This window comes from Rothia sp. 32237D007AR, from assembly GCF_053544675.1.
The window spans coordinates 64,985-89,010 of sequence record NZ_JBPPUO010000005.1 but is presented as its reverse complement, the minus strand read 5'-3'; the positions used below and the strand labels follow the sequence as shown (position 1 = coordinate 89,010).

The window sequence follows — 24,026 nt, the reverse complement described above, 5'->3', positions numbered from 1 at the left end:
ATTCTTGGAGGACATACGTGAGCGCCACCGGTGCTACTAAAGAGACTGTTGGCCTGAAGCTGGGCCTGCCTGCTGGCAGCCTATTGCAGGAGTTTGGCTACGATGAGGACGTTGACTTCGATTTGCGTGATGACCTGGAGGATTTTCTGGGCACAGAGCTGCTAGATGAAGATGATCAAGAAGTCGTCGATGGTATCTTGCTGTGGTGGCGTGCCGAAGATGGTGATTTGGTTGACGGGCTTATGGACGTTCTGGCAACTCTAGATGAGGGCGGTGTGGTTTGGCTGATGACCCCCAAGTCTGGTCGAGAGGGTTATGTTCCTCCGGCCGAAATTCAAGAAGCTGCTCCACTTGCTGGTTTACATGTGACTACAACTGAGTCTCTAGCTCAAGACTGGGCTGCTTCACGCTTGGTTATGAAGCAGGGGAAATGAAGATGAGGGTCTTTCGTCGTGGTGGACGGGGGCCCTTTTTCGTAGGCTCTGCTGATGAAAGGTTGGTGGTAGAAAAAAATTTAATAATTTTTTAAGAAAAATATAACCCCATGTCAAATAGGTATTTTCTGAACCCTGTCTGTGAAAAATAGGCAGAAAATTGACTCTTTTTGTGCCTTATGGGCGGTTTTCGATTTGCGCGAGGGTTTTAGCTTGCGTAGAGTATTACATGTCGCCGCGAGAGATAACGCGGAAGAGACATAAGGGTCTTTAGCTCAGCTGGTAGAGCGCCACGTTTACACCGTGGATGTCATCGGTTCGATCCCGGTAGGACCCACAGATAAGTCCCGCACTTCGGTGCGGGACTTTTTTATTTCTCGACTTTATCCCTAGATGTGGGCACATATATGGAGGAGTGTGGGCGCATATGTGGGTACTATCTAGGCGCAGTTTTCCCCTGTCAACGCGTACATTCTAGATAAACTGATAGCTCAGTTTTACTCTGCACACCCAAACACATTAGAGGGGAAACCTACTGTGACTACTTCACGTCGTACTCTGCTTCAGGGCGCTACTTGGGCTGCACCTGCCGTCCTTGCAACTGCTGCGATTCCTGCCTACGCCGCATCGCCCTCCACTACCCTTGTAGCCCAAGGATCAAACGACTTCTATAGTTTCGAGAGTGCTGGATCAACAGACCTGGTGAACTTCACCGGCCAAACCATCCAGACCCTTATGGAGGGTGGCTCAACCGGCTTCCGTCTCTATCAGATAGATGGCACCGATACTACTGCCCTTCTTACCGAACTCACCTACTATCTGCTTATTCCCCGCAATAAGGCCTACACGATTGATGAAGTGAATATTCACTACGGGGTAGGTGCGACCGTATGGGCCCCCATGAAACCCTCTGACCAGGCCACTGTACTTCTAGCTGATGGAACCACAGCATCATCCGCCGACTTCCTGATCTACACCGCAACCTATAACACAGGGCCTACTTACTTTATAGCTAGTTCTCCCGCTGTCTCACAGGCCGTTAAGCAGACAGATATCTCCACCAATATCGCCGGCCGTTTTACTGCGGAAGATGGCTCCATGGGCGTAGATGGAATAAGCGGCCTCTACTCAGGCTACCTTGCCACCTACACTTATGAGGGTTCTTCTGCTACCGTCTCAACAATTACTCACACCGCACGAGGATAAGCGGTATACCCTCACCTGGGAAGGAGCGCGGCATCAGGCCGCGCTCCTCTCGCACTTTCTGATCCGCCCTAGCGGGCCCGCCCCTATGGGGGAGCCACCTGCGCCTTTTGACAAAGACCGTGAGGGAACGGCAACAGGCTCCCAGAATGTGAGAGTTTGCTTCATCTCACCCGCTGCTGAAGCACAAATTGAGCCGGTCAGCGTAGTCTTAAAGGTATGACTGAAAACAATACTGCTCGTAAGGCACAAATTGGTGTAACCGGCCTGGCCGTCATGGGTGCGAACCTGGCCCGCAACCTGGCCCGCAATGGCTACACTGTTGCCCTGCACAACCGCTCCGTTGAAAAAACTGACGCCCTGCTTGAAGCTCATGGCAATGAAGGCGACTTCGTGCGCACCGAAACCCTGCAGGAACTGGTCGACTCCCTTGAAGCTCCCCGCCGCATCCTGATTATGGTCAAGGCAGGTGCCCCCGTTGATGCTGTGATCGCTCAACTCGAACCTCTGCTCGATGAAGGGGATGTCATCATTGATGGCGGTAACTCTCACTTCCCTGACACCATCCGCCGTGAGCGTGCCCTTGCTGAAAAGGGTCTGCACTTTGTTGGTATCGGTGTCTCTGGCGGTGAAGAAGGCGCCCTGAACGGCCCCTCCATCATGCCCGGTGGCTCAGCTAAGTCCTACGAATCCCTAGGCCCCCTGCTCGAAAAAATTTCAGCCAAAGCACCCAACGGTGACCCCTGCTGCGCCTGGATCTCAACCGGCGGTGCCGGCCACTTCGTCAAGATGGTGCACAACGGTATCGAATACGCTGACATGCAGGTCATCGGCGAAGCCTACGACTTGCTCCGCACCGTTGCAGGGCTCGAACCTGCTACCCAAGCAGAAATCTTCACCCAGTGGAACGCCACTGAGCTCAACTCTTACCTCATCGAAATTACCGCTGAGGTCCTAGCCCAGGTGGATGCTAAAACCGGCAAGCCCCTGGTCGATATCATCGTTGACCAAGCAGGCCAGAAGGGTACCGGCCGCTGGACCGTACAGGCAGCCCTTGACCTCGGTGTTCCCGTCTCTGCTATCGCCGAATCCGTTTTTGCACGCGCACTCTCATCAAGTGCCGTTGAGGCCCGAAAGCAGGCCCAAGAAGAACTGCCTGCTGGTCTAATCGCAACAACCGCTGTTGCTAACGGTGATGAAGAGTTCATTGAGGACGTCCGCAAGGCCCTTTTCGCTTCTAAGCTAGTTTCATACGCTCAGGGTCTAGATATGCTGGCCAAGGCCGGTGACGAATACGGTTGGGACCTTAAGCTCGATGTTATTGCTGGCCTCTGGCGTGCCGGCTGCATCATTCGCGCAGAACTGCTAGGCGAAATCATGAACGCCTATAAGGACGATGCCCCCGCCAACATGCTCCTGGCTCCTGGCTTCAAGAAGCTCATGGAAGAACTCGTTCCCTCATGGCGCCGTGTGGTTGCCAAGGCAACTGCTGAGGGCGTTCCCGTTCCTGTCTTTGCCTCATCCTTGAGCTACTACGACGGCCTGCGCCGCAAGCGTCTGCCTGCTGCCCTCATCCAGGGCCAGCGTGACTTCTTTGGCGCTCACACCTACGGTCGTATCGACTCTGAGGGCATGTGGCACACCGAATGGAGCGGCGACCGCAGCGAAATTAACGCTGAGGACTCCCACACCCACTAGCCACCCCTGAGGCTCATCAATCTGCGCCCCGCCGTGCTCGTGCAGGCGGGGCACAAAACAGTATGAAACAATGCCCTATCACACCTGCATGTGATAGGGCATTGTTGCACTTAGGGGTAGAGCTAGATCCACATGGTGGGGTCCACATACTCCACAGCATCCACCAGCGGCTTCTTATTCTCTGGGGTGCGCGGACGCGAGCGAGCCGGGATACCGGTAATAATGGAGTCCTCCGGGTGGTCATGCACGACCACAGAATTACCACCAATTGCGGAGCCAGCACCGATAAGAACAGGGCCCAAAATCTTGGCGCCAGCACCGATAGTTACCCGGTCGCCAATGGTGGGGTGGCGTTTACCCTTCTCAAGTGAACGCCCACCCAAGGTCACCCCGTGATACAGCATGACGTCATTGCCGATTTCAGCGGTCTCACCGATAACTACCCCCATGCCGTGGTCAATGAAGAAGCGCCGGCCGATGGTTGCACCGGGGTGAATTTCAATGCCCGTCATGAACCGGGCAAACTGGCTCAGGGTGCGGGCTAAGGTTCGGGTAGATTCTGTCTGCCAGAGTTTATGGGCTACCCGGTGGGCCCAAATCGCGTGCATACCCGAATAGTTGATGATGATTTCCATATCACCGCGGGCTGCGGGGTCATGTGCTTTGACGGTGTCTAAGTCTTCACGCAGGCGCGCTCGGAAACTCATGCTTCTCCTCAACATTATGGGCAGGGGAGCCCTGATAGCGCTCCTGCTGAACTCTACAACAGTCACCGGCAGAACGAAATTCCGTCTCACCCGAAATATGTAGGTCACACCCGGGCAGGGCCCGAATGGAATTATACGCCCTTCATAGGAGCGGGCACCCCGCTGCTAATCAGCGAGGTGCCCGACGTCTGCGGTGGCGTTTTTAGCCGCGGATGTCTTCGTAGAGCAGAGTGGAGATGTAGCGTTCGCCAAAGTCAGGGACGATAGCGACAATCAGCTTCTCGGCGTTCTCGCTCTTCTTAGCCTCTTCAAGAGCTGCCCAGACAGCAGCACCGGAAGAGATACCGCCGAGGATGCCTTCTTCTATGCCTAGCTTGCGGGCGGTGGCTACAGCATCGTCAATAGCTACGTCTGCGACAGCGTCGTAGATGTCGCGGTTGAGAGTGTCAGGCACGAAGTTAGCGCCCAGGCCCTGAATCTTGTGGGGGCCAGCCTTGCCCTCGGTGAGTAGGGGAGAATCCTTGGGCTCAACAGCAACGATTTTTACCTCGGGGTTCTGCTCCTTGAGGTACTTACCGGCACCTGAGACGGTGCCACCGGTGCCCACACCAGCAACGAAGATATCAACCTTACCCTCGGTAGCTTCCCAAATCTCGGGGCCGGTGGTCTTGTAGTGGATCTCGGGGTTAGCGTCGTTGGAGAACTGTGAGGCCAAAATAGCGTTCTCGGTGGAGGCTACGATTTCCTTGGCCTTCTCAACGGCACCGCGCATACCCTCAGAACCGGGGGTCAGCACGATTTCAGCGCCGTAGGCGCGTAGCATGACGCGACGCTCGTTGCTCATGGTTTCGGGCATGGTCAGGATGACCTTGTAGCCACGAGCGGCACCTACCATTGCTAGGGCGATACCGGTGTTGCCTGAGGTTCCTTCAACGATAGTTCCGCCAGGCTTGAGAGCACCTGACTTCTCGGCGGCGTTGATAATAGCGACACCGATGCGGTCTTTAACAGAGTTAGCGGGGTTGTAAAATTCCAGCTTCACCGCGATGTTGCCGGGCAGGTCTGCATCCAGGCGGTTGAGGCGGATGAGGGGAGTGCTGCCGACAACTTCGGTGATGTTCTTGTACATCTTTGACATGGTTACACCTTTCAGGTGGAAGCGATAGATGGTTCGCCCTCTAGTCTACGAAACAAAGGGGGAGGGCTTAACTTCTAAGAAACCTGGCGTAATGTTCCCTAGTCTTAGCCAGCTTGGGGTTAATGACAGCCATACAGTAGCCCTGGTAGGGGTTACGGGCATAGTAGTTCTGGTGGTAGTCCTCAGCCTCATAGAAAGTACCTAGAGGTTCTAGCACTGTCACGATGGGCTGCTCCCACCACTGTGAGGCCCTCTCAAGTGCTGCCTGAAAGAGGGCTTTTTGCTCCTCCCCCTGGTAGTAGAGGGCTGAACGGTACTGGGTGCCGGCGTCCGCCCCCTGCCTATCCCAACTCGTAGGGTCATGAGAAGTGAAGAAAATATCGAGCACGGTTTCAGCCGGGATGATAGTCTCATCGAACTCCACCTTGACCACCTCAACGTGGCCTGTCGTTCCCGAACAGACCTCCTGGTAGGTAGGGTTAGCGGTGTGCCCGCCGGTGTAACCAGCGATGCTGGCGGTAATTCCTTCAAACTGGCGGTAGACAGCATCTATGCACCAAAAGCAGCCGCCGCCTAAAACAAAACTTTGCATGCTAGGAGTAACCAGGGGCTTGACGGTCTTATTCCCGGCTGCTCACTCATGACAGAATAGGGGGCATGACTGAACTCTCAACCCCCACACTCAACCATGTAACCCAGGCCTTCCACGACCTCTTCCCACCCGCTATCGCCGAAAAATGGGACGCTGTTGGCCTAGTTCTGGGCCGCTCCGACGCTCCTGTTACCACTGTGGGATTCGCGGTGGACGCCACCGTAGCAACAGCCCAAGAAGCAGCCCAGAAAGGTGCCGGGCTACTCATCACCCACCACCCCCTACTCCTGCGTGGGGCCTCCTTCTTGCCCGATACCGACTACAAGGGCGAAATCGTGCACACCCTCATCGAGGCCAGTTGCGGTTTGTTAGGGGCCCACACCAACGTAGACTCTGCCCCGCACGGCACTAATGATGCCTTCATGGACAAGCTGGGAATCACAGATACCGAGATCCTATCCGGTGAAGAGACACGAGAAATAGAAGGGGCGGACGCCCGCGTGGGCATCGGCCGTATCGGCAGCTTACCTGCCCCTATCAGCCTCAAGGAACTAGCCGAAAAAATAGCAGACTTTATTCCAGCAACAGCAGGAGGGCTACGCATTGCAGGGCGTCCTAATCAAAAGGTGCAAAAAATAGCCCTCTGCACCGGTGCTGGGGACTCCCTCTTTGACCAGGTGCGCACCGCAAAAGCAGATGTTTACATCACCGCTGATCTACGCCACCACCCAGCCTCAGAAGCTCGCGAACAAGCCCTCATCAGTGGCGGCACCCCAGCCCTTATCGACTGCTCCCACTTCGCCAGTGAATGGCTCTGGATGGACGGGGTAGCCCGCCACCTCACCGAAAAACTGGAGGAGCGAGGCTTCACTATCGACACCTACGTCTCAACCCTCAACACCGACCCCTGGGATTTCACCGTTTCCACCGGGGACGTATCAGGCTCCGCCTCAACCCGCTAAAGAACTAGTCCCTCACCAGAAGAGTCATAACACCTGGCTTCTTCTCGGTGGGGGAGAGCAGCTCCACCTCAAACCCCTCCTGCAAGACTTCAGCCAGCTCACCGGCGTCCTCAATATCAGTCAAACCCTGCTCCACCAAGTAGCGGCCCAGCAAGCCCCGATAATGCTTAGCCATATGAGAGACAACCTTGCGGCTACCATCAGCAGCAACCCTCTCAACCCTCACCAAAACATGACGTTGCGGGGCAGGAGCCCACGCCTTCGCATAGGCAGCAGAACGCCCATCAACCACCAGCTGATCCCCGGTCAACTCAGCCAGCGGCCTGCCCAGCTCACCCCGCCAAAACTTCGCTAGATCACCAATCTCACCCAAACGAGTACCCATCGACAAACGATAAGCCGGAATACGATCGGTCAGCCTCACAAGACCCCACACAGCAGAGAAAACCAGCACCGCCCTATCCGCCCGCTCACACGCCTGCGCCCCCAAAGAACTATACCCAAAAGCCTCAAACAAAACCCCCGAATATATCTCAGACGCTGCCGCCGCAGGCTCCTCCCACAAGCGGGTATTTCGCTCAACCTCAACCACCAAAGACGGGCCCACCTTCAAAAGCTTAGCCGCATCAGGTAAACCACTGACCCGCACCAACTCATCTGCCACAGCCTCACGAGCCTCCGTTAGCGCAGGAGCCACCAGCTCACCCAACTCAACCCCCGGACCAGATGTGGCAGGAGTCTTACCCTCAGACGGCGGAAACAAAATCAACATACCCACCAGTGTAGTAAAGTAGAACCCCAGAACGGGACGCCCAGGCAATCGCGAGGCAGAAACAGCTTCGAGGAAAGTCCGGGCTCCACAGCACAGGGTGGTCGATAACGTCGACTCAGGGTAACCTGCAGGCCAGTGCCACAGAAAATAAACCGCCCCACCAAGGGGGTAAGGGTGAAAAGGTGAGGTAAAAGCTCACCAGTACCGCAGGTGACTGCGGTAGCTCGGTAAACCCCACCCGGAGCAAGGCCAAACAGGGCGCGCCAGTAACCAGTGCGGTGAAGCGCCCGGGTAGGCTGCTTGAACCCGCTGGCAACGACGGGTCTAGATGGATGATTGCCACCTGCCTCAGGGCAGGTACAGAACCCGGCTTATCGGGCGTCCCGTTCTTTATGCTCTAGTGGCCGAAAGGGTCAGGGTCCACACCCGGAGTCCAGGTATTACCCTCAGTAGTCCAGCCCTCAGCCTTCACAACCTTCTTGTACTTCTTGCTGTACTTAGCGTTCAAACGGTTCACATAGAGCTTGCCATCAAGGTGGTCAGTCTCATGCTGCATCACACGGGCAAACCAGCCAGTTGCCTCAAACTTCAAAGGGTTACCCTCACCATCGAACCCGTTAACGGTCACCCACTCGGCACGCTTGAGGGGGAAAGAATAACCAGGGAAAGACAGGCAACCCTCAACCTCATCGTAAGGGTCAGGGTCAGCCGTTGAAATTTTGCCCAAGGTCAAAACCGGGTTCACCACCACACCAACCGGGGGAACGCCGTCCTCATTTTCAAATGTATAGGTAAAAAGGCGCAGGCCCACACCCACCTGGGGGGCAGCCAAGCCCACACCGTTAGAGACATCCTGAGTCTCATACATATCGTCAATAAGCTTGCGCAACTCATCATCGAAAGAGGTCACCGGAGCGGCCGGGCGGTGCAACACCGGGTTACCGTGGATAACGATAGGCAAAACAGTCATGAGAAAACCTTTCAAGAAAAACAAAAAGGGCTGCTACGATAAAAATCGTAGCAGCCCTTTTACATGGGGTGATCGACGGGGGTTGAACCCGCGACCTCCTGGACCACAACCAGGCGCTCTGCCAACTGAGCTACGACCACCATGTTCACAAAAACTACCGACTCAGCGACCGGCTTGTTTTGGCAACGGATACTAGCTTACACCCAGTTTTTATTCCCCGCAAATCAAAAAGGCAGATACGAGGGTGAGTACGCTCACGAGCCCCGCAGGTAAGAGAATCAGGCGGACGCTGGCAAGCTGCTGACACCGTCCGCCCACCTACACCCACTAAGCTGGGCTAATCTGCTGACGGGTCGCCGCAACCTCCTGGGCAACCTTCTGCGCAGTGGCACTATCAGGGCCAGGAGAAGGAACAAAAACCGTGCCACGGTAATAACGCAACTCGTCAATAGAATCCTGAATATCACCCAAAGCCCGGTGATTACCAGTCTTAGCCGGGGCATTATAGGTAGCCTTCTCAAACCAGCGGCGGGAAAGCTCCTTGATTGTAGAAACATCAATCACCCGGTAGTGCAGATAATCAACCAACTCCGGCATATCACGCACCAAAAAAGTCTTATCAGTGCCCACCGAGTTACCACCCAGCACAGCCTTACGCGGCTCAGGGACCCACTGCTTCACATAATCAAGCACAAGCTGCTGAGCCTCAGCCATAGTGATACCCTGATCCAAATCATCTAACAGGCCAGAGACCGTGTGCATATTACGCACAAAATCATCCATCTGCTCAAGAGCCTCAGGCTCAGGCTTAATGACGACATCCACACCATCACCCAAAATATTGAGATCCCCGTCAGTAACCAGGGCAGCAACCTCAATCAGGGCATCCCGCTCAAGGGAAAGGCCCGTCATCTCACAATCAATCCATACGATACGTTCATTAGAAATAGACACAGCACCAATCTACCCCCTCTTAGCTCTAACCCACAGCAGATTTTTAGTCAGCAGAGCCCTGCCGGTGTCTAACAGGGGGAAACGGCCGGGTAAAATCAGGTGTACTCTTCCGCCCGGCCAGGAGGACCATGAGCCCCAGAACAGCGCACATCCACACCGATAGCATCCCAGTGCATCGATATAACCCCAAAACAGCCTACTATGTCTCGGGTAGCCCCCTGCGTACCCTCATCTTCGGAATCATCGGCTCCCTGCTGGTGATGTTCGCATCCTTTGGCGTGGGATGGCTAGCAGATACTTCCCCATTCCGCCGAGTGGACTGGATTATCCCGCTACGCTACACCACTCCCGGGCTCATCACCTGCATCGCCCTGCTCGTGGTAGGGTCCATGATGCTCTGCCGCGAATGGCTGCGCATGGTACAAAAACTACTCGTCTGGGATCGGCGGGCACGCCGCTGGGCAACCGCAGCAACCATCTGCTGGATGCTCCCACAACTCTTTGCCCTACCCCTCTACAGCCGTGACGTCTTCTCCTACTTCGCACAGGGGCGCGTCATGGCATCAGGGCTCAACCCCTACGAATACGGGGTATCTTCAGTCAACAACTTCTTCCAATACGGTGCTGATCAGATGTGGGCAGAATCTGCCCCACCCTATGGGCCCATCTTCTTGCTGATTGAACAATGGGTCGCCCAACTCGCCGGTGACTCTGTAGACACTGCCCTCTACCTCTTTAGGATCGTTGCCCTCATCGGCGTGGGCCTCATCGCCATCTACGTGCCCAAGCTGGCAAAACTCCACGGCATCAACGGCGTCCGCGCTAACTGGCTGGTCCTAGCTAACCCCCTCTTTATCGCCGCCTTCATCACCTCCTCTCACAATGACGCCCTCATGACAGGGCTAGTGCTAGCCGGGGTCTACCATGCGGCAGCTCGCCGAGATACAGTAGGCGGGCTTTTGGGGATTACCCTAGTTACCGCTGCTGTGGCAATTAAGCCTATCGCCCTGGTAACCCTCCCCTTCATTGGGCTCTTCTGGGCCGGTAGGGGAGCAAGCTGGCACCGCCGCTTTACCTTCTGGGCCATGACTCTAGCTATCTCCATGGCAGAGCTATGGGTACTCGGGAGTATCACCGACCTAGGCTTCGGGTGGATCGGCGCCCTAGCCACCACCGGGGGCCAATACATCTGGTTCACCCCCATCGGCTTCCTCGGGCTACAAATCAACCAAATCCTAGTATCCATTACCGGCGATAACGCCCTAGCGAACTCGGTACGCGACACCTTCTTCTCCCTAGGGAAACTCATCGGTATGGTGCTAGCTGTGGTGGTGATGTTCATCGGAAAAGACGAAAACCTCATCCGCCGCACCGGCCTAGCCCTAGCCATGGTCGTCATCTTCTCACCTATGCTCCAGTCCTGGTACTTACTCTGGTTCATCCCCCTCCTGGTAGTAGCCGGTGTGCGCACCGACTGGCAGCTAGATTTCTACTTCCTCACCACCCTCTTCTTCGTCATGTACGGGGTATCAGACCAGCTCGCCGTCTCGCCCTACCTCGAAAACTTCGACCAGAATATCGGCCGCCTCATCGCAGCAGTGCTCAGCGTAGCCTACGCCTTCTGGCTAGTCTTCTTCGACCCAGCAACCCGCCGTGTCCTTCGCCGCGGCCAGCGTTCAGCCCTCTACGAGGTCACCATCTAAAACGCCCCCGGGCGGACGTTGGCCTCGGCCAATACCGGTAAAAGTGACTTTTGCCCGGCTACAGGCTAATATTGAACAGCGCTAGCCTCAGTAGCTCAGTGGATAGAGCAGGAGCCTTCTAATCTCTTGGTCGGGGGTTCGACTCCCTCCTGGGGCGCACAATATATCCCTCACTTGGTACAACAAGTGAGGGATATTTTTATGATCAAGTAAAAAATGAGGTAAGTTATCTAACAATCACCCCCGGCTGATGAACACTTCCTCTCGAAGTGAGCTCCACGGGGTAGTCGCACAGCTCAGCATAGACAGAGGAAAACTGGACACATTGGGAATAAACTAGAGTGCATGTCTACAGCTCACCTGCCTGAAACGCTCAGCGGCGCACCAGCGTCCGCGCCCTCCCTATCTCGCCGAACAATGCTTGCAGGAACCGGGCTCACCCTAGCCCTCAGCTCCCTACTCGTAGCCTGCGGCCCTGCCCAAGAGCGCATCCAACCCACAGCAAACGGCGGGAAACATACCAATGAAGCCCAGGATGTAGACATCAACCAAGTACTGAGCCAGCTAGAAGCAGAACACGGTATCACCCTCAGCTTGGCGGTCTATAACCACAGCGCAGATAACCTCTTTCTGCACCGAGGCGACCAATGGACCTATGAGGCCTCTATCGTTAAGGTTCCTATCTCCCTCACCTTGCTCAGACTCGCAGCCTTTGAAAAGCGCCTACTGACCGACGAAGAGAAAGCTCTCATCGAGGCCTCCATCACCTACTCCGATAACAATGCAACCATCGAGATTTACAGCAGATTCGGGTCGAATAAAGGAGAATCTACCGCGAGCGCAGAATCCCTCAATAAAACCTATGAACTTCTGGGCCTAACAGAAACCCGAACAGCAGGGAACTGGGGCGATAACCAAACCTGGGCTGAAGACCAGGTGTGTATCATGCGGGCCATTGTGGATACTGTTGAGTGGGTTAACGCCGCTGACGCGCAATTCCTGCTCGAAAAGATGGTGCCCTTGGACTGGTCACAAGCCTGGGGTGTGGGCTCCCAACACGGTCAGCTTGTAGCGGGGGAGCCTGTTACTGATGTGTCCGTCAAAAATGGTTGGATACAAGAAGATACCGGGGCCTGGCATATTAACTCAGTGGGTGTGGTCAGAACTGAAAGCTCAACCTATTCAATTGCTCTGTTGGGTAAAGGCTTTGCTGACCAGCAGGTAGGTTATGAGGTGGCCAGTCAGGCTGTGCAAGCCTATTTTGACCATGCGGGCTAGAAACCCCTGGCACCTGATCTGCTGTAGCTTGCCGCATGGGCGACTAAGAGATGTTGCCTGCTAGAGGTGTGAACAAAAACCGTTATATAAGCGGTGGGGCGCGTCATAACTTCACCAATTTTGGGTGCGCTAGCGCACCATCTCACGGAAAAAGTTATCCACAGCAAGGATTCTTCTGGCTCCACCACACTTACCGGTGTAACCCTTGAGATACCTGATTGACCCATACCTCAAGGAGGAGCCATGACCGATACCGTCACCATCCGAGGCTTCATCGCAACCGCACCCACCCAAAAATTCTTACCCAAGGGCAATACCCCGGTCACCAACTTCCGCATCGCCTCCACGCCCCGCTGGTTTGATGCTGCCAGCGGCACCTGGAAAGAAGGCTCAACCAACTGGTACACCGTCAACTCTTTCAGAGCCCTGGCTTACAACAGCGCCAGAAGCCTGAAAGTAGGCCAGCCTGTGCTAGTTACCGGCCGGCTCCGCGTCAAACAGTTTGAAAGGTCAGATGGTTCACCGGGCACCAGCATCGAAGTAGATGCCACCAGTATCGGCCACGACCTCACCTATGGGCTAGCAAATTTTGCCCGCGTGACAGATCGCAAACCAGATGTTGATGAGACTGACCGCACGCTCAACGAACAAGTATCAGGGGAGCCGGCGGTACACCAGGGCTATGATTCTCTACCACCGGCCGATAAAACACCCCTAGAGAACCACTCATCAGGAGCGGGGGCACAAGAGACTGATTCAGGTCTGACCGCCGATGCTGAATTAGATGAAGCTGCTGTAGCCCTTACCCACTGAAGGGCATAAGAAAAACTGGGGGCAGGGCAAACTCACACTAAGATTCTTAGAGATGCCCTGCCCTAACCCCCCAAGAGCTTGACATCAACCGGTAGGCTTAAACGCATGGCAGAATTTATCTACACCATGACTAAAGCCCGCAAAACTGTGGGCGACAAAGTCATCCTTAACGACGTATCCATGTCGTTCTTCCCCGGTGCAAAAATCGGTATGGTCGGCCCCAACGGTGCCGGTAAATCAACCATCCTAAAAATCATGGCGGGTCTTGATACCCCCTCCAACGGTGAAGCACGACTATCAGAGGGTTACACCGTAGGCATCCTCATGCAGGAGCCCCCTCTAAATGAAGAGAAGACCGTGCTGGGCAACGTCCAAGAAGGCGTCGGCGAAATCTACGAAAAGATTGTTCGCTACAACGAAATCTCAGAAGAGATGGCCAACCCGGACGCTGACTTCGATGCGCTCATGGAAGAAATGGGCAAACTGCAAGAAGCCATTGACGCCGCTAACGCCTGGGACATCGACTCCCAGCTAGAGCAGGCTATGGACGCTTTGCGCTGCCCTCCCGGGGACTCACCCGTCACCCACCTCTCCGGTGGTGAACGCCGCCGCGTAGCACTATGTAAGCTCCTACTGCAGAAGCCCGACCTGCTGCTGCTCGATGAGCCTACCAACCACCTGGACGCAGAATCCGTCCTTTGGCTAGAACAGCACCTACAGTCCTATGAGGGTGCCGTCATTGCCATTACCCACGACCGCTACTTCCTTGACCACGTTGCAGAATGGATTGCTGAAGTAGATCGCGGTAACCTCTACCCCTACGAGGGTAACTACTCTACTTACTTGGATAAGAAGCGCGCTCGCCTTGAAGTTCAGGGCAAGAAGGACGCTAAGCTCGCTAAGCGCTTGGAAGAAGAGCTGGAGTGGGTCCGCTCTAACACTAAGGGGCGTCAGGCTAAGTCAAAGGCCCGTCTGGCCCGTTATGAGGAGATGGCAGCTGAGGCTGAGAAGACCCGTAAGCTGGACTTTGAAGAAATCCAGATTCCCCCAGGGCCCCGCCTGGGTAACGTCGTTATTGAAGCAGAGAACCTGCAGAAGGGTTTTGATGGGCGTTCCCTCATCAACGGCCTCTCCTTCTCCCTGCCCCGTAACGGCATCGTTGGTGTTATCGGCCCCAACGGTGTAGGTAAGTCAACCCTGTTCAAGACCATTGTTGGCCTTGAGCCTCTTGATGGCGGTAGCCTCAAAATCGGTGAAACCGTCAAGATTTCCTACGTTGATCAGAACCGTGCCAACATCGACCCTGAAAAGTCACTGTGGGAAGTTGTTTCAGACGGCTTGGACTACATCCAGGTAGGGCAGGTAGAAATGCCCTCACGCGCCTACGTCTCAGCTTTTGGTTTTAAGGGCCCGGATCAGCAGAAGAAGGCAGGTGTGCTTTCCGGTGGTGAGCGTAACCGTCTGAACCTAGCGCTGACCCTCAAACAGGGCGGTAACCTCTTGCTGCTGGACGAACCGACCAACGACCTGGATGTTGAAACCCTCACTTCCTTGGAGAACGCCCTGCTGGAATTCCCCGGCTGTGCTGTTGTGGTCTCTCACGACCGTTGGTTCCTCGACAGAGTAGCCACCCACATTCTGGCCTGGGAAGGCACCGACGAGCAGCCCGATAAGTGGTACTGGTTCGAGGGTAACTTCGAGTCCTACGAGAAGAACAAGGTTGAGCGTTTGGGCCCTGAGGCTGCAAAGCCCCACCGCGTAGTTCACCGTAAGCTCACCCGATAAGGTGAGTTCACCGGGTGCGAGTACGCGATCGCATAAGAGCCAACCGACTGTGAGGCTCTGAGCCGAGTGAAGTCGTTAGCTAACGCAAGCAAACTCTGCGCCCACGAAAAATCCCTCCTGCCGATAAAGGCAGGAGGGATTTTTCTTTTCTTTCGTTACTGGTCGCGGTACTCGGGGAGACGAATCATCGCTTCTTGGGCTACGGTGGCTACATGTACACCGTCCTGGCTGAAAATCTTACCCACAGATAGCCCGCGGGCCTCCTGGGAGCTGGGCGATTCTTGCACGAGAAGCAGCCACTCATCGGCCCGGGCAGGGCGGTGAAACCATAGGGCGTGATCAAGAGAGGCCACCTTCATACCGGGCTCTAACCACACCTTGCCGTGCTGGCGTAGGACCGGTTCAAGCTGGGTGTAGTCCGAGGCGTAGGCGAGAGCAGCCTGATGCAGAGCAGGGTTATCTGGTAGAGCCTCAAAGGTTTTAAACCAGACCATGTTGACCGGTTGAGGGTTTTCATCGGGGCTTAGATACAGCGGGGTGGTGACGTGCCGAACATCGAAGGGGCGAGTGTAGGAGACCTTCTGGGCGATGGGTACCTGCAGGTGCCCCAGCAGATTGGCTGTGGTGGGTAGGCTTTCTGGGGCTGGTAGATTCTGCGGCATGGGGCTGCTGTGGTCGGGCCCCTGGGCAGGGGTCTGGAAGGAAGCAATGCAGGAGAAAATAGGTTGCCCGCCCTGGTAGGCCTGTACCCTGCGGGTAGAAAATGACCTGGCATCGTTCAGGGTCTCAGCCCCGTAGGAGAGGTCAGTCTCCACATCACCGGGCCGCAGAAAATAGCCGTGCAAGGAGTGAAGCCTTTTATCTTCAACGGTCTGGGCTGCGGCCATAATGGCCTGGGCTAGTACCTGCCCGCCGAAGATGCGGGGAGATTCTTTGGTGAGCGTGAGGGCACTAAAGACCTGCTCGTGGGCGGACGCCCCGCCGGGAGTGAGATCGAGCATGGCCAATAATTTTTGGGTAGGGGAGAGACTTTCTAGGGTTTGATGACTCATAGTTAAACTCTCTCACAGGCAGCCCCATTTTTCTTATGCCATGGGAAGTGCAGCCTAGTTTCTGCGATAGGGTGGTGTGTGAATAGACCGCCCTCTCTTGTCTGAAAGCCCGTGATATGACCGAGCAGAAGCTCTCTGATTACACCGACTACCTTTACCTGCCCGATGCCGCAACGGCCCGTGATCTGGCGACCTTTCTTACCCGGGCCCGTTCTGTGGACCCGCAGGCTGCTGTTCGGCTAGAGGCCAGCGGCCAAGTACTGGGGGTCTCGGCGTGCCTGCTTGCACCAGAGACGTTGCTTGATGTGACCCCTACGGTTATCGGTTTGCGGGCTATTAAGTTGACCCAGCCTGCCGAGGTTGATCTTACGGTTGAGGCGGCAGCTCTTCTCGACCGGCTAGCCCGTATCGAAGAGGCAGGGCTTGCCCTGGCCCTGCCCCCGGTGACCGTCACCGCTCCTTGGGTTGGGCGAACCGTTCCGCGTAGTGGGTGGGAGAAGAAAGGGTTTTACCTCTCCGACCATGCCCGCGCTGCTGCCCAGGAGGGAATATCCGCTGTAGACGGGGCGCTTCCCGCCAATCCGGGGCATGCGGTGGTGGCAACCGTCCGCTCACGTATCTGGTCTTCCCCTTTAGAAGCAGCTGATACTCCTGTGAATCTACCGACTGGGGCAGCTTTTGCCTTGGAGGTGCTGGGTTTCTTGCCGCCAAGGGCTACTGAGCCGATGCCTGTTTTTTCTAGCGGACGCTGGGCGCGCATCTCAGCGCGGGCCGGGCATGTGCTGGTGTATTCGGCAGCTCCCACAGTAGCCTCATAACCTTAGTAGCCTCATAACCTTTACTGGGCGCGGTTTTGCATGGCGTGAGCCGCCCGGTCAAAGTAGGCCCACATTTCAGCATCGTGCAGGGGAGAAAGCTTCAGGGTGTCCATGGCCTCACGCATGTATCTCAACCACATATCACGCTCCTTGGGGCCCACATAGAAAGGGTTGTGGCGCATACGCAGGCGCGGGTGGCCACGCTCTATCTGGTAGGTCTTGGGCCCGCCCCAGTACTGCTCAAGAAACATGAGAAGGCGGCGCTCTGCTGGGCCCAAATCCTCATCGGGGTACATGGCCCGAAACTCTGGGTCAGCTTCTACACGGGCGTAGAACTCTCGGCAGAGCTTTTCAAAAACCGGTCGGCCACCGACCTGGTAGTAGAAAGAACGCTCATCGACCGTTCGGTCTGCAGCCTGTACTTTCAGCGCACGAGCTAGGGCGTCGCGTCCTTCTGCTACCTGACGCTTGAGAGCGGCTGCGTCCTCAGGTAGGGAGGCGAGGTAGGTTTCGACTTTGTCGAGAACTTCTTGGGTGTAGAAGCGGGGGAAGAGCCCGCCGATAATCTGGCTTGAAATCTCGTGGGAGCGTTCGCGCCAGACTCCTTCAATAGCCTCAAAGTAGCGGTCAATGTAGGGTTCTGAGACTTCAGGGGCGCCCCGGTAGAAGCCGAGAATAGCTGAGCGCTGCACAATGTTAGACAGTTCGCCTGTTTCAACTACTGCGCGCCAGGTTTCTGCCTTGGCCTTAGCCGTGGGGATAGCGGCCTTAGCGGTGGCTGCTGCCTGCTGGCCGTTCGAGGTGTTATCTTCTGCTAAGGCGGCATCAATCTCGGTGGCGGTCACGCGCCCGCCTGCTGCCAGGGATACCAGCAGGTTCCAGCGTAGGTCGGTATCAATATCCAGGCCATCGAGAGTGGTGGTGCCATCGAGCAGGGCCGCCACCCTATCAAGTTGGCTGGAAGTGTGAGCTAGCCGGGCGAAGGTGCCCACCAGCTGGAACTGGTTGTCTGAGCCAGCTTCTGCCCCCTGGGCTAGCTGCCAGATACGGTCAGCTGCCTCAGCCCGAAGAGCATCAGCGTGGGCGGGGTTCAAGTAAGCGCGCAGGGTGGTCTCAAGATTCAGCAGTTGGGTACGGACGGCCGTAGAATTCGTTTCTGCCCCGATATTACCCAGTACCAGTTCAACAAACTGATGGGCGGGCATCTGGGCGTCTCGGACAGTATCCCAGAGAGAACCCCAGACCACACCGCGGGCAAGAGACGAATCAATAGCGCCCAGGTGGGCTATGGCGGTGGCGCGGGAGCGCTCATCCAGGCGAATCTTGGCGTAGGCTAGATCCTCATCGTTGACCAGAATCAAATCGGGGCGCTGGGCTCCTACGGCCATGGGCACCTCAGTTACCTGGCCTTCCACATCTATTTCTAGGCGCTCAGTGCGGGTGAGCACTTCACCGTCCAGGTTATAGAAACCAATGACCAGGCGGTGGGGGCGCAGGGTTTCAAAGCCCTCAGCGTAGCTTTGGCGCAGGGCCAGGCGGGAAATGGTGCCATCTTCTGCTTCTTCCACCTCGGTGGTGAGGGTATTGACCCCGGCAGTCTCTAGCCAGAGCTGGGACCAGGTGCGCACATCGCGTCCGCTGGTTGCCTCCAGCTCATCTAAGAGGTCATCGAGCACAGTGTTACCGTAGGCGTGCTTCTCAAAATAGACTGTGAGGGCGGCCATGAAGTTATCCTGCCCCACCCAGGCCACTAGCTGGCGTAGCACAGAGGCGCCCTTGGCATAGGTAATGCCATCGAAATTGACCTGAACATCCTGCAAGTCACTAATCGGGGCAACAATGGGGTGGGTGGAAGAGAGCTGATCCTGATTGTAGGCCCAGGTCTTTTCTGAGGCCGAAAAGGTAGCCCAGGCTTCAGGGGCAAAGCGGGTGTTCTCAGCAGCAGCCAAGGTTGACATGAACTCAGCAAAAGACTCATTCAACCATAGATCGTTCCACCACTTCATGGTGACCAGGTCACCAAACCACATGTGGGCAAGCTCGTGCAAGATGGTAATAGCACGACGCTCCACCATGGCCTCAGTTACCTTAGAACGGAAAATATAGTTCTCCAAAAAGGTCACTGCACCAGCGTTCTCCATAGCTCCGGCGTTAAACTCGGGCACAAAGAGCTGGTCATACTTCTCAAAGGGGTAGGGGGTTGAAAACTGCTCTTCAAAGAACTCAAAACCCTGGCGGGTAATGTGGAAGATTTCATCAGCATCCAGGTGCCCCATCAAAGACTGGCGGGCGTAGCAACCCAGCTTCACCTCACGCCCCTCACTATTGGTCAAAGACGAGTGCACACTAGCATAGGGCCCGGCAATGATAGCAGTAATGTAGGAGGACATCCGTGGGGTAGGGGCAAAGGTCCACTTTTTACCACCGGGAACCTCCTCAACCGAGGTCTCTGGTTGATTAGACACCACAACCCAGTGGGCCGGGGCCGTCACCAGGAACTGGAACTCAGCCTTCAGATCAGGCTGCTCAAAGACCGGGTAGACCCGGCGAGAATCAGGCACCTCAAACTGCGAGTAAAGATACACCTCACCATCTACCGGGTCCACAAAGCGGTGCAGCCCCTCACCCGTATTGGTGTAGAGCATATCTGCCTCAATGACCAGCTCATTGTGCTCAGCGAGGGAAGGCAAAGCTATACGCGCCCCGTCAGCGGCGGACGTCGGCACAGGCTCACCATTGAGCACAATACTGTGCACCGTATCAGTAATAGCATCGATAAAGGTTTCACTGCCGGGGATCGCATCAAACCGTACTACCGTCCGAGAGCCAAAGACACGCTCACCGCGTGTTAGGTCAAGCTCAACAGTGTAGGAATGCACACGCTGAATCACAGACGCTCTCTTCTCAGCTTCGGCACGGGTCAAATTCATTCCAGGCATCAGGAATCCTTCATCAATCACATCTGAACAGAGGCCTGCACCGTGCAAATAACACAGTCAACAAGCCGCAGGGCAACTGTAGGTGACCTACAATCGTATATAGGGCAATACACAGCACATATATTCCCCATTCTAAGTGCACACCAGTGATTCACATAACTAAATTACAGTGCGGTCCACCAGCCCCACCCACCACAACCAAAGGAGACACCGTGCGCGTACACATCGCAACCGACCACGCAGGCCTAGAACTTAGCCACTACCTCATCGAAGCCCTCACCGAAGCCGGCTACGAAATGGTCGACCACGGCCCGGCAGAATACGACGCCCTCGATGACTACCCCAGCTTCTGCATCAACGCCGCCCTGGCCGTGCGCGCAGACCGAGCAGCTGGCCTAGATTCTCTAGGCATCGTCCTAGGCGGCTCAGGTAACGGCGAACAGATGGCTGCTAACAAGGTTGAAGGAATCCGCGCCGCCCTAGCCTGGAACCACGACACCGCCGCCCTAGCCCGCGAACACAACAACGCCCAGGTCGTTGCAGTCGGCGGACGCCAACACACCAAGGAAGAAGCCCTAGAGATTATCAAAACCTTCCTCACCACCGAATGGACCGGCGAAGAACGCCACACCCGCCGCATCGGCCAGATGGCTGAATACGAGCAGACCGGAAAAATCGCCGGCAAACAGATCGACAGCTACGAGAGCTAATGCCAGAAGGGCACTCCATCCACCGCCTGGCCCGTCAGCTCACCGACGTTTTTGCCGGTGAGCAACTGACGGTCACCAGCCCCCAAGGAAGATTCTCTGACGGCGCCGCCCTACTCGATGGCCAAGTCTTCGACTCTGCCTTTGCCCACGGCAAACACCTCTTTGCCAGGTTCTCCAACGACCTGTACCTCAACGTACACCTAGGAATCTACGGGGCCTTCACCTTCGGCGGGGACAAGCACTTTACCGGGGCCTCATCCATCGGGGCACCCCGTAAGATTGGCGAGAAAGAAGACCACCACACCGAGCATTCAGCTACCCCTCCTGAGCCTCGGCCGACCACCCGCGTCCGCCTGGTCTCAGACCACGGCTGGGCCGACCTGGTAGGCCCTACCATTTGCCGCACACTTACTCCTGAAGACCTAGCAGCCACACGAGCTAAACTGGGCCCTGACCCACTAAACCCAGACGCAGACCCGAAAGCCTTCTACACCGCAGCAGCAAAAACAAGCCGCCCCATCGGTGTAGTCCTCATGGACCAAAAGGCCATCTCGGGAGTCGGGAACATCTTCCGCGCAGAATCCCTCTACCGCACCCAGATTGACCCCTTCACACCGGGCAAAGAATGTAGCGCCCAACAGCTTGAAGCTCTCTGGGCCGATAACAAGCACCTGCTTGAAATCGGTGTGCGCCTAGGCCGAATTATCACGACCGAGCCAGAAGACCGCCCAGGCATCCCAGAAACTGAGGCCTGGCCTGAGCACGCCAACTACGTCTACCACCGCCAGGGCCAAACCTGCACCCGCTGCGGCTCTACCATCGCCATGGAAGAGCTCTCCGGCAGAAAACTCTACTGGTGCCCAGGCTGCCAACACTAGAAGATTCTCTACCCCCAGCACCTTAGGGCTAGACAACCAGGCACACAAGAAAAGGGCCCCCGACATAATGACGGGGGCCCTTACTCTTCTCAGGCTTTAACGGTCAGGAAGATCAGAAAGATTAAAACCGTGGGCACCATCATGACACTGCACACTCGCCGGCCCGGTAGCCGTACAGGTCATACCCATCCAGCTAATAGACTGCCCTTCAGGCAACACCGTATTGGTCTTAAACCAATCATGCGTAGCAGCCCGCCCACGAGCCTGTACCGTACGAGGCTCCGTATCATCAGGGCCCATAGACACCGACTGCAACACCCAGTTCTTAGAGTCATCGGTCATACAAAACACACCGTAAGGCTGCATGAGACAGGCAACCTGAGAATCTGGGGTCTGAAAGACCACAGAGGGCTGATCGGCCGCAGCAAAACTATAGGCGTTCACATCAGCGACCGGGGCCCCGGTCACTAAATCAGCGGTAGCCAAAGAAGCTGGGTCAATAGTGAAACCATCATTGACCGGGGGCGTGAGCACACTAGTAGCCGGTGCCGGTTCCTCAGCTCTTTCAACCGGGGCAGGCTCAGCACTGCTCGTCTCAGCCGTCGCTTCGATGGTAGGGCTATCGCTAGGCGATGGGGTGGCAGCGGCACTAGGTGTAGAGATGCTAGCTTCAGCGCTCGCAGAGGTGCTGGAACTCTCCTTACCGCAACCTGTAAGTATCAGGACGCTGGTAGCAAGTAGAGCGCAAGCCGGGGCGAAACGAGAGGGTGCTATAGCCATGAAAAGGTCAACCTTGTGGTCAAAAGTGTGGGTACTTTTTCCATTCTAGACGCTAGCGACCATCTTGAGCAGGCTCTGAGCGGCCTTATCGGTCTCCTGCAAAAAGAGCGGGTCGGTGCCCGGCATGGGAGAAATGGTGGTGTCAGGGTGCTGCCCAGCAGTGGGGATACCAATCAAGAGCAGGCGTGGATCCTGGCTACCATCAGGGTGTACCAGGGCCCGGCTCACAGGATCAGTTTCAGGGGAACCAGTACCAGCAAAGGGGCGCATACGCTCACGCAGAGAAACTAACAAGGGGTCCAGGGTGCTAAAGGTATTGGGGTTATGCATCCAGGCATCCACCAGAACCTCACCTACAACAGGCTCACCGGTAGTGGGGCTGACCATCTTCCAGCCCGCATCGGTTGCCTCTACGCTCGGGGCTGCACCAATGAAACGGATCAGACCCGCATCAAGGAGAGCTAGGAGCTGGCGGGACCTAAAGAGGGGAGGGCCTGATCCGACCATCTGCCCCATTCTCATAAACTGTGAGACGTCAGCGGTGTCGGTGTAACGCCCACCAGCACCTAGAATCGATACGCGCTTACGAACTGAGGAAATGACCCACAGGGCATTCTTCAAAGGGCTAGCCTGAGCAAGCTTGGCCTGCTGGATATCCTCAGTGAGCCGCTGGCCCAGATAATCCGTCAATTCGCTGATGTCACCAGAGAAATTGGCGAGCGGGTTAAACCAGTAGTCAACATCAAAGGTTGGGTCCTCAGCCTGAGCATCAGCAAGGATAGCCGGGTAGACCTGATCCTGGAAAGAAATCGGCTCAGAGTGCTGTGACAGCTCATCAAAGACACGGTCAAAGGCAGGAGTCGGGGCAACCGGCGGCAAATCACCGTACTCACTCTTGGGCAAAAAGGGGTAGCCTCGGCCTGAGCCAATCACCATCAAGGGCTCCTGGCCGCTAGGCTCATATCGCAAGCCAGAGCGAGCTGAAGCGTCCTCGATAAAGGAGCCGCCGCGTCCTATGGTCACCAGGGCCATCACATCAAAAAAGCCCATACCTAAACCGCGCACCAAGGTAAGCTTCTGGCTCTGAGCGCTAGGAATAGCCGAAAGATCCTGCTCAACAGGGTTAGCCGGACGCACCCAAGGCAAGGACGACTGGGCCAACAGCGCCTCGTGGGACGTATCAGAAGGAGTCACCCAGCCAAGAGCCAAAACCGTTGCGTGAGAGAAAATGGTTGAACCATCAGAAAGGGTGATTTTATCTAGCTTGAGACCATCAGCCTCAATCTCCGTCAGAGACACAGCCCGAGCCTGATGCTTCTCAACAGTCACATTCTGGGGTAGGCGGTGTAAAGCAACCTCAAAGCACCACCGCAGGTAAGCCCCATAGAGGGCACGAGAAGGGTTAGACTCCGTGCGAGTTACCGCAATCTCATCAGCAAATGAAGAAATCAGCTCCGCTAAACCCTCTGAGAAAACCTCAGCCTGGGCATTAGCCGGGTAGGTCTGATACATCTGGTACTCAGGAGCATCATCATCACCCCGAATGGCCTGAATCCACTCAAACATGGTAGGGCCAGGGAAAACCGGTAGGCCCACCGAAGAACCAGGCTCAGTAAACAAAGTCACCGCACCAGCTAAGGTGTTCATGCACAAGGTACGTGTCTGCTGGGTCTCCCAAATAGCACCGGAACCAAGCTCAGAAGAATCGACAAGATGCAGAACTATAGGTTGCTCAGGGCTAGCTGCCCCTAAACGCTCCAGAACGGAAATGCCGCGAGGGCCAACCCCTACAATTGTTACGTTTGCTACGGCCACTTTGAAACTTTCTGCTTGAACTGAA

General features: G+C 56.0%; 21 protein-coding genes, 3 tRNA genes, 1 other RNA gene and 1 pseudogene. 14 read left to right on the top strand and 12 right to left on the bottom strand.

What is annotated here, in order from left to right; translation table 11 throughout:
* Nucleotides 1–17 precede the first annotated feature (17 nt).
* From ACED87_RS04950 to gndA, 4 genes are all read left to right on the top strand, one after another.
* Nucleotides 18–434, top strand: coding sequence for a DUF3052 domain-containing protein (locus ACED87_RS04950; RefSeq protein WP_449083319.1), 417 nt, complete (start codon nucleotides 18–20; stop codon nucleotides 432–434).
* A 264-nt stretch (nucleotides 435–698) separates the two neighbouring features.
* Nucleotides 699–771, top strand: a tRNA-Val gene (locus ACED87_RS04945).
* Nucleotides 772–971: 200 nt separating this feature from the next.
* Nucleotides 972–1,640 carry a hypothetical protein gene (locus tag ACED87_RS04940; protein WP_449083317.1) on the top strand — a complete coding sequence of 223 codons (669 nt, stop codon included), beginning with the start codon at nucleotides 972–974 and terminating at the stop codon, nucleotides 1,638–1,640.
* Nucleotides 1,641–1,856: 216 nt separating this feature from the next.
* Nucleotides 1,857–3,335 (top strand): NADP-dependent phosphogluconate dehydrogenase, encoded by a 1,479-nt coding sequence (gndA, locus tag ACED87_RS04935; RefSeq protein ID WP_449083316.1) that lies wholly within the window; start codon nucleotides 1,857–1,859, stop codon nucleotides 3,333–3,335.
* Between the two features lie 122 nt (nucleotides 3,336–3,457).
* Here gndA and epsC read toward each other — a convergent pair whose 3' ends face one another.
* From epsC to msrA, 3 genes are all read right to left on the bottom strand, one after another.
* Nucleotides 3,458–4,042, bottom strand: coding sequence for a serine O-acetyltransferase EpsC (gene epsC, locus ACED87_RS04930; protein ID WP_449083314.1), 585 nt, complete (start codon nucleotides 4,040–4,042; stop codon nucleotides 3,458–3,460).
* Between the two features lie 202 nt (nucleotides 4,043–4,244).
* Nucleotides 4,245–5,180, bottom strand: a complete 936-nt coding sequence (gene cysK, locus ACED87_RS04925; protein WP_449083312.1) for a cysteine synthase A — start codon at nucleotides 5,178–5,180, stop codon at nucleotides 4,245–4,247.
* Nucleotides 5,181–5,247: 67 nt separating this feature from the next.
* Nucleotides 5,248–5,772 (bottom strand): peptide-methionine (S)-S-oxide reductase MsrA, encoded by a 525-nt coding sequence (gene msrA / locus ACED87_RS04920; RefSeq protein ID WP_449083310.1) that lies wholly within the window; start codon nucleotides 5,770–5,772, stop codon nucleotides 5,248–5,250.
* A 65-nt stretch (nucleotides 5,773–5,837) separates the two neighbouring features.
* Here msrA and ACED87_RS04915 point away from each other — a divergent pair, with 65 nt between their 5' ends.
* Nucleotides 5,838–6,734 (top strand): Nif3-like dinuclear metal center hexameric protein, encoded by an 897-nt coding sequence (locus ACED87_RS04915; protein ID WP_449083308.1) that lies wholly within the window; start codon nucleotides 5,838–5,840, stop codon nucleotides 6,732–6,734.
* 4 nt (nucleotides 6,735–6,738) lie between these two features.
* Here ACED87_RS04915 and ACED87_RS04910 read toward each other — a convergent pair whose 3' ends face one another.
* Nucleotides 6,739–7,506: a YaaA family protein gene (locus ACED87_RS04910; RefSeq protein ID WP_449083306.1), complete on the bottom strand. Its 768-nt coding sequence runs from the start codon at nucleotides 7,504–7,506 to the stop codon at nucleotides 6,739–6,741.
* 32 nt (nucleotides 7,507–7,538) lie between these two features.
* Between ACED87_RS04910 and rnpB the strand changes: the two genes are divergently transcribed.
* Nucleotides 7,539–7,896, top strand: an RNA gene (gene rnpB, locus ACED87_RS04905) — RNase P RNA component class A.
* Nucleotides 7,897–7,903: 7 nt separating this feature from the next.
* On the opposite strand, the gene def is transcribed toward rnpB, so the two are convergent.
* The 3 genes from def to orn all read right to left on the bottom strand — a co-directional run bounded on the left by def (nucleotide 7,904) and on the right by orn (nucleotide 9,430).
* Nucleotides 7,904–8,476, bottom strand: a complete 573-nt coding sequence (gene def, locus ACED87_RS04900; RefSeq protein ID WP_449083304.1) for a peptide deformylase — start codon at nucleotides 8,474–8,476, stop codon at nucleotides 7,904–7,906.
* A 64-nt stretch (nucleotides 8,477–8,540) separates the two neighbouring features.
* A tRNA-His gene (locus ACED87_RS04895) sits at nucleotides 8,541–8,616 on the bottom strand.
* A gap of 187 nt (nucleotides 8,617–8,803) precedes the next feature.
* The gene (gene orn, locus ACED87_RS04890) at nucleotides 8,804–9,430 is read right to left on the bottom strand and encodes an oligoribonuclease (RefSeq protein ID WP_449083302.1); all 627 of its coding nucleotides are present in this window, start codon (nucleotides 9,428–9,430) and stop codon (nucleotides 8,804–8,806) included.
* 128 nt (nucleotides 9,431–9,558) lie between these two features.
* Between orn and mptB the strand changes: the two genes are divergently transcribed.
* The 5 genes from mptB to ettA all read left to right on the top strand — a co-directional run bounded on the left by mptB (nucleotide 9,559) and on the right by ettA (nucleotide 15,009).
* The gene (gene mptB, locus ACED87_RS04885; RefSeq protein WP_449083300.1) at nucleotides 9,559–11,133 is read left to right on the top strand and encodes a polyprenol phosphomannose-dependent alpha 1,6 mannosyltransferase MptB; all 1,575 of its coding nucleotides are present in this window, start codon (nucleotides 9,559–9,561) and stop codon (nucleotides 11,131–11,133) included.
* Between the two features lie 84 nt (nucleotides 11,134–11,217).
* A tRNA-Arg gene (locus ACED87_RS04880) sits at nucleotides 11,218–11,290 on the top strand.
* A gap of 188 nt (nucleotides 11,291–11,478) precedes the next feature.
* Nucleotides 11,479–12,411, top strand: coding sequence for a serine hydrolase (locus ACED87_RS04875; protein ID WP_449083298.1), 933 nt, complete (start codon nucleotides 11,479–11,481; stop codon nucleotides 12,409–12,411).
* A gap of 243 nt (nucleotides 12,412–12,654) precedes the next feature.
* Entirely contained in the window at nucleotides 12,655–13,224 is a 570-nt protein-coding gene (locus tag ACED87_RS04870) for a single-stranded DNA-binding protein (protein WP_449083296.1), read from the top strand.
* Nucleotides 13,225–13,329: 105 nt separating this feature from the next.
* Nucleotides 13,330–15,009, top strand: coding sequence for an energy-dependent translational throttle protein EttA (ettA, locus tag ACED87_RS04865; RefSeq protein ID WP_449083294.1), 1,680 nt, complete (start codon nucleotides 13,330–13,332; stop codon nucleotides 15,007–15,009).
* A 155-nt stretch (nucleotides 15,010–15,164) separates the two neighbouring features.
* Here the strand turns inward: ettA and ACED87_RS04860 are convergent, their stop codons facing one another.
* Nucleotides 15,165–16,061, bottom strand: a complete 897-nt coding sequence (locus ACED87_RS04860; protein ID WP_449083292.1) for an acyl-CoA thioesterase — start codon at nucleotides 16,059–16,061, stop codon at nucleotides 15,165–15,167.
* A gap of 116 nt (nucleotides 16,062–16,177) precedes the next feature.
* Here ACED87_RS04860 and ACED87_RS04855 point away from each other — a divergent pair, with 116 nt between their 5' ends.
* Entirely contained in the window at nucleotides 16,178–16,879 is a 702-nt protein-coding gene (locus tag ACED87_RS04855) for a transcriptional regulator (protein WP_449083290.1), read from the top strand.
* A 20-nt stretch (nucleotides 16,880–16,899) separates the two neighbouring features.
* Here the strand turns inward: ACED87_RS04855 and ACED87_RS04850 are convergent, their stop codons facing one another.
* A complete protein-coding gene (locus tag ACED87_RS04850; RefSeq protein WP_449083415.1) occupies nucleotides 16,900–17,307 on the bottom strand; it encodes a globin in 408 nt (135 codons plus the stop codon).
* Nucleotides 17,284–19,818: pseudogene (gene pepN, locus ACED87_RS04845) on the bottom strand (aminopeptidase N); the annotation flags it as partial. The pseudogene pepN and the gene ACED87_RS04850, both read right to left, overlap by 24 nt.
* Before the next feature lie 212 nt (nucleotides 19,819–20,030).
* On the opposite strand from pepN, the gene ACED87_RS04840 reads away from it, so the two are divergent.
* Nucleotides 20,031–20,528: a ribose-5-phosphate isomerase gene (locus tag ACED87_RS04840; RefSeq protein WP_449083289.1), complete on the top strand. Its 498-nt coding sequence runs from the start codon at nucleotides 20,031–20,033 to the stop codon at nucleotides 20,526–20,528.
* On the top strand, nucleotides 20,528–21,406 hold the full coding sequence (locus ACED87_RS04835) for an Fpg/Nei family DNA glycosylase (RefSeq protein ID WP_449083288.1): 879 nt from the start codon (nucleotides 20,528–20,530) through the stop codon (nucleotides 21,404–21,406). Before ACED87_RS04840 ends, ACED87_RS04835 begins: the two co-directional genes overlap by 1 nt.
* Before the next feature lie 96 nt (nucleotides 21,407–21,502).
* On the opposite strand, the gene ACED87_RS04830 is transcribed toward ACED87_RS04835, so the two are convergent.
* Together ACED87_RS04830 and ACED87_RS04825 are read right to left on the bottom strand one after the other, a co-directional pair.
* The gene (locus tag ACED87_RS04830; RefSeq protein WP_449083286.1) at nucleotides 21,503–22,186 is read right to left on the bottom strand and encodes a hypothetical protein; all 684 of its coding nucleotides are present in this window, start codon (nucleotides 22,184–22,186) and stop codon (nucleotides 21,503–21,505) included.
* Between the two features lie 45 nt (nucleotides 22,187–22,231).
* On the bottom strand, nucleotides 22,232–24,001 hold the full coding sequence (locus tag ACED87_RS04825) for an FAD/NAD(P)-binding protein (protein ID WP_449083284.1): 1,770 nt from the start codon (nucleotides 23,999–24,001) through the stop codon (nucleotides 22,232–22,234).
* Between the last annotated feature and the right edge of the window lie 25 nt (nucleotides 24,002–24,026).

Bases quoted from the DNA above. Each gene is read 5' to 3' on its own strand.
- gndA (WP_449083316.1), top strand. From the start codon at position 1,857: ATGACTGAAAACAATACTGCTCGTAAGGCACAAATTGGTGTAACCGGC.
- epsC (WP_449083314.1), bottom strand. From the start codon at position 4,042: ATGAGTTTCCGAGCGCGCCTGCGTGAAGACTTAGACACCGTCAAAGCA.
- cysK (WP_449083312.1), bottom strand. From the start codon at position 5,180: ATGTCAAAGATGTACAAGAACATCACCGAAGTTGTCGGCAGCACTCCC.
- msrA (WP_449083310.1), bottom strand. From the start codon at position 5,772: ATGCAAAGTTTTGTTTTAGGCGGCGGCTGCTTTTGGTGCATAGATGCT.
- ACED87_RS04915 (WP_449083308.1), top strand. From the start codon at position 5,838: ATGACTGAACTCTCAACCCCCACACTCAACCATGTAACCCAGGCCTTC.
- ACED87_RS04910 (WP_449083306.1), bottom strand. From the start codon at position 7,506: ATGTTGATTTTGTTTCCGCCGTCTGAGGGTAAGACTCCTGCCACATCT.
- def (WP_449083304.1), bottom strand. From the start codon at position 8,476: ATGACTGTTTTGCCTATCGTTATCCACGGTAACCCGGTGTTGCACCGC.
- mptB (WP_449083300.1), top strand. From the start codon at position 9,559: ATGAGCCCCAGAACAGCGCACATCCACACCGATAGCATCCCAGTGCAT.
- ACED87_RS04875 (WP_449083298.1), top strand. From the start codon at position 11,479: ATGTCTACAGCTCACCTGCCTGAAACGCTCAGCGGCGCACCAGCGTCC.
- ACED87_RS04870 (WP_449083296.1), top strand. From the start codon at position 12,655: ATGACCGATACCGTCACCATCCGAGGCTTCATCGCAACCGCACCCACC.
- ettA (WP_449083294.1), top strand. From the start codon at position 13,330: ATGGCAGAATTTATCTACACCATGACTAAAGCCCGCAAAACTGTGGGC.
- ACED87_RS04860 (WP_449083292.1), bottom strand. From the start codon at position 16,061: ATGAGTCATCAAACCCTAGAAAGTCTCTCCCCTACCCAAAAATTATTG.
- ACED87_RS04855 (WP_449083290.1), top strand. From the start codon at position 16,178: ATGACCGAGCAGAAGCTCTCTGATTACACCGACTACCTTTACCTGCCC.
- ACED87_RS04835 (WP_449083288.1), top strand. From the start codon at position 20,528: ATGCCAGAAGGGCACTCCATCCACCGCCTGGCCCGTCAGCTCACCGAC.
- ACED87_RS04830 (WP_449083286.1), bottom strand. From the start codon at position 22,186: ATGGCTATAGCACCCTCTCGTTTCGCCCCGGCTTGCGCTCTACTTGCT.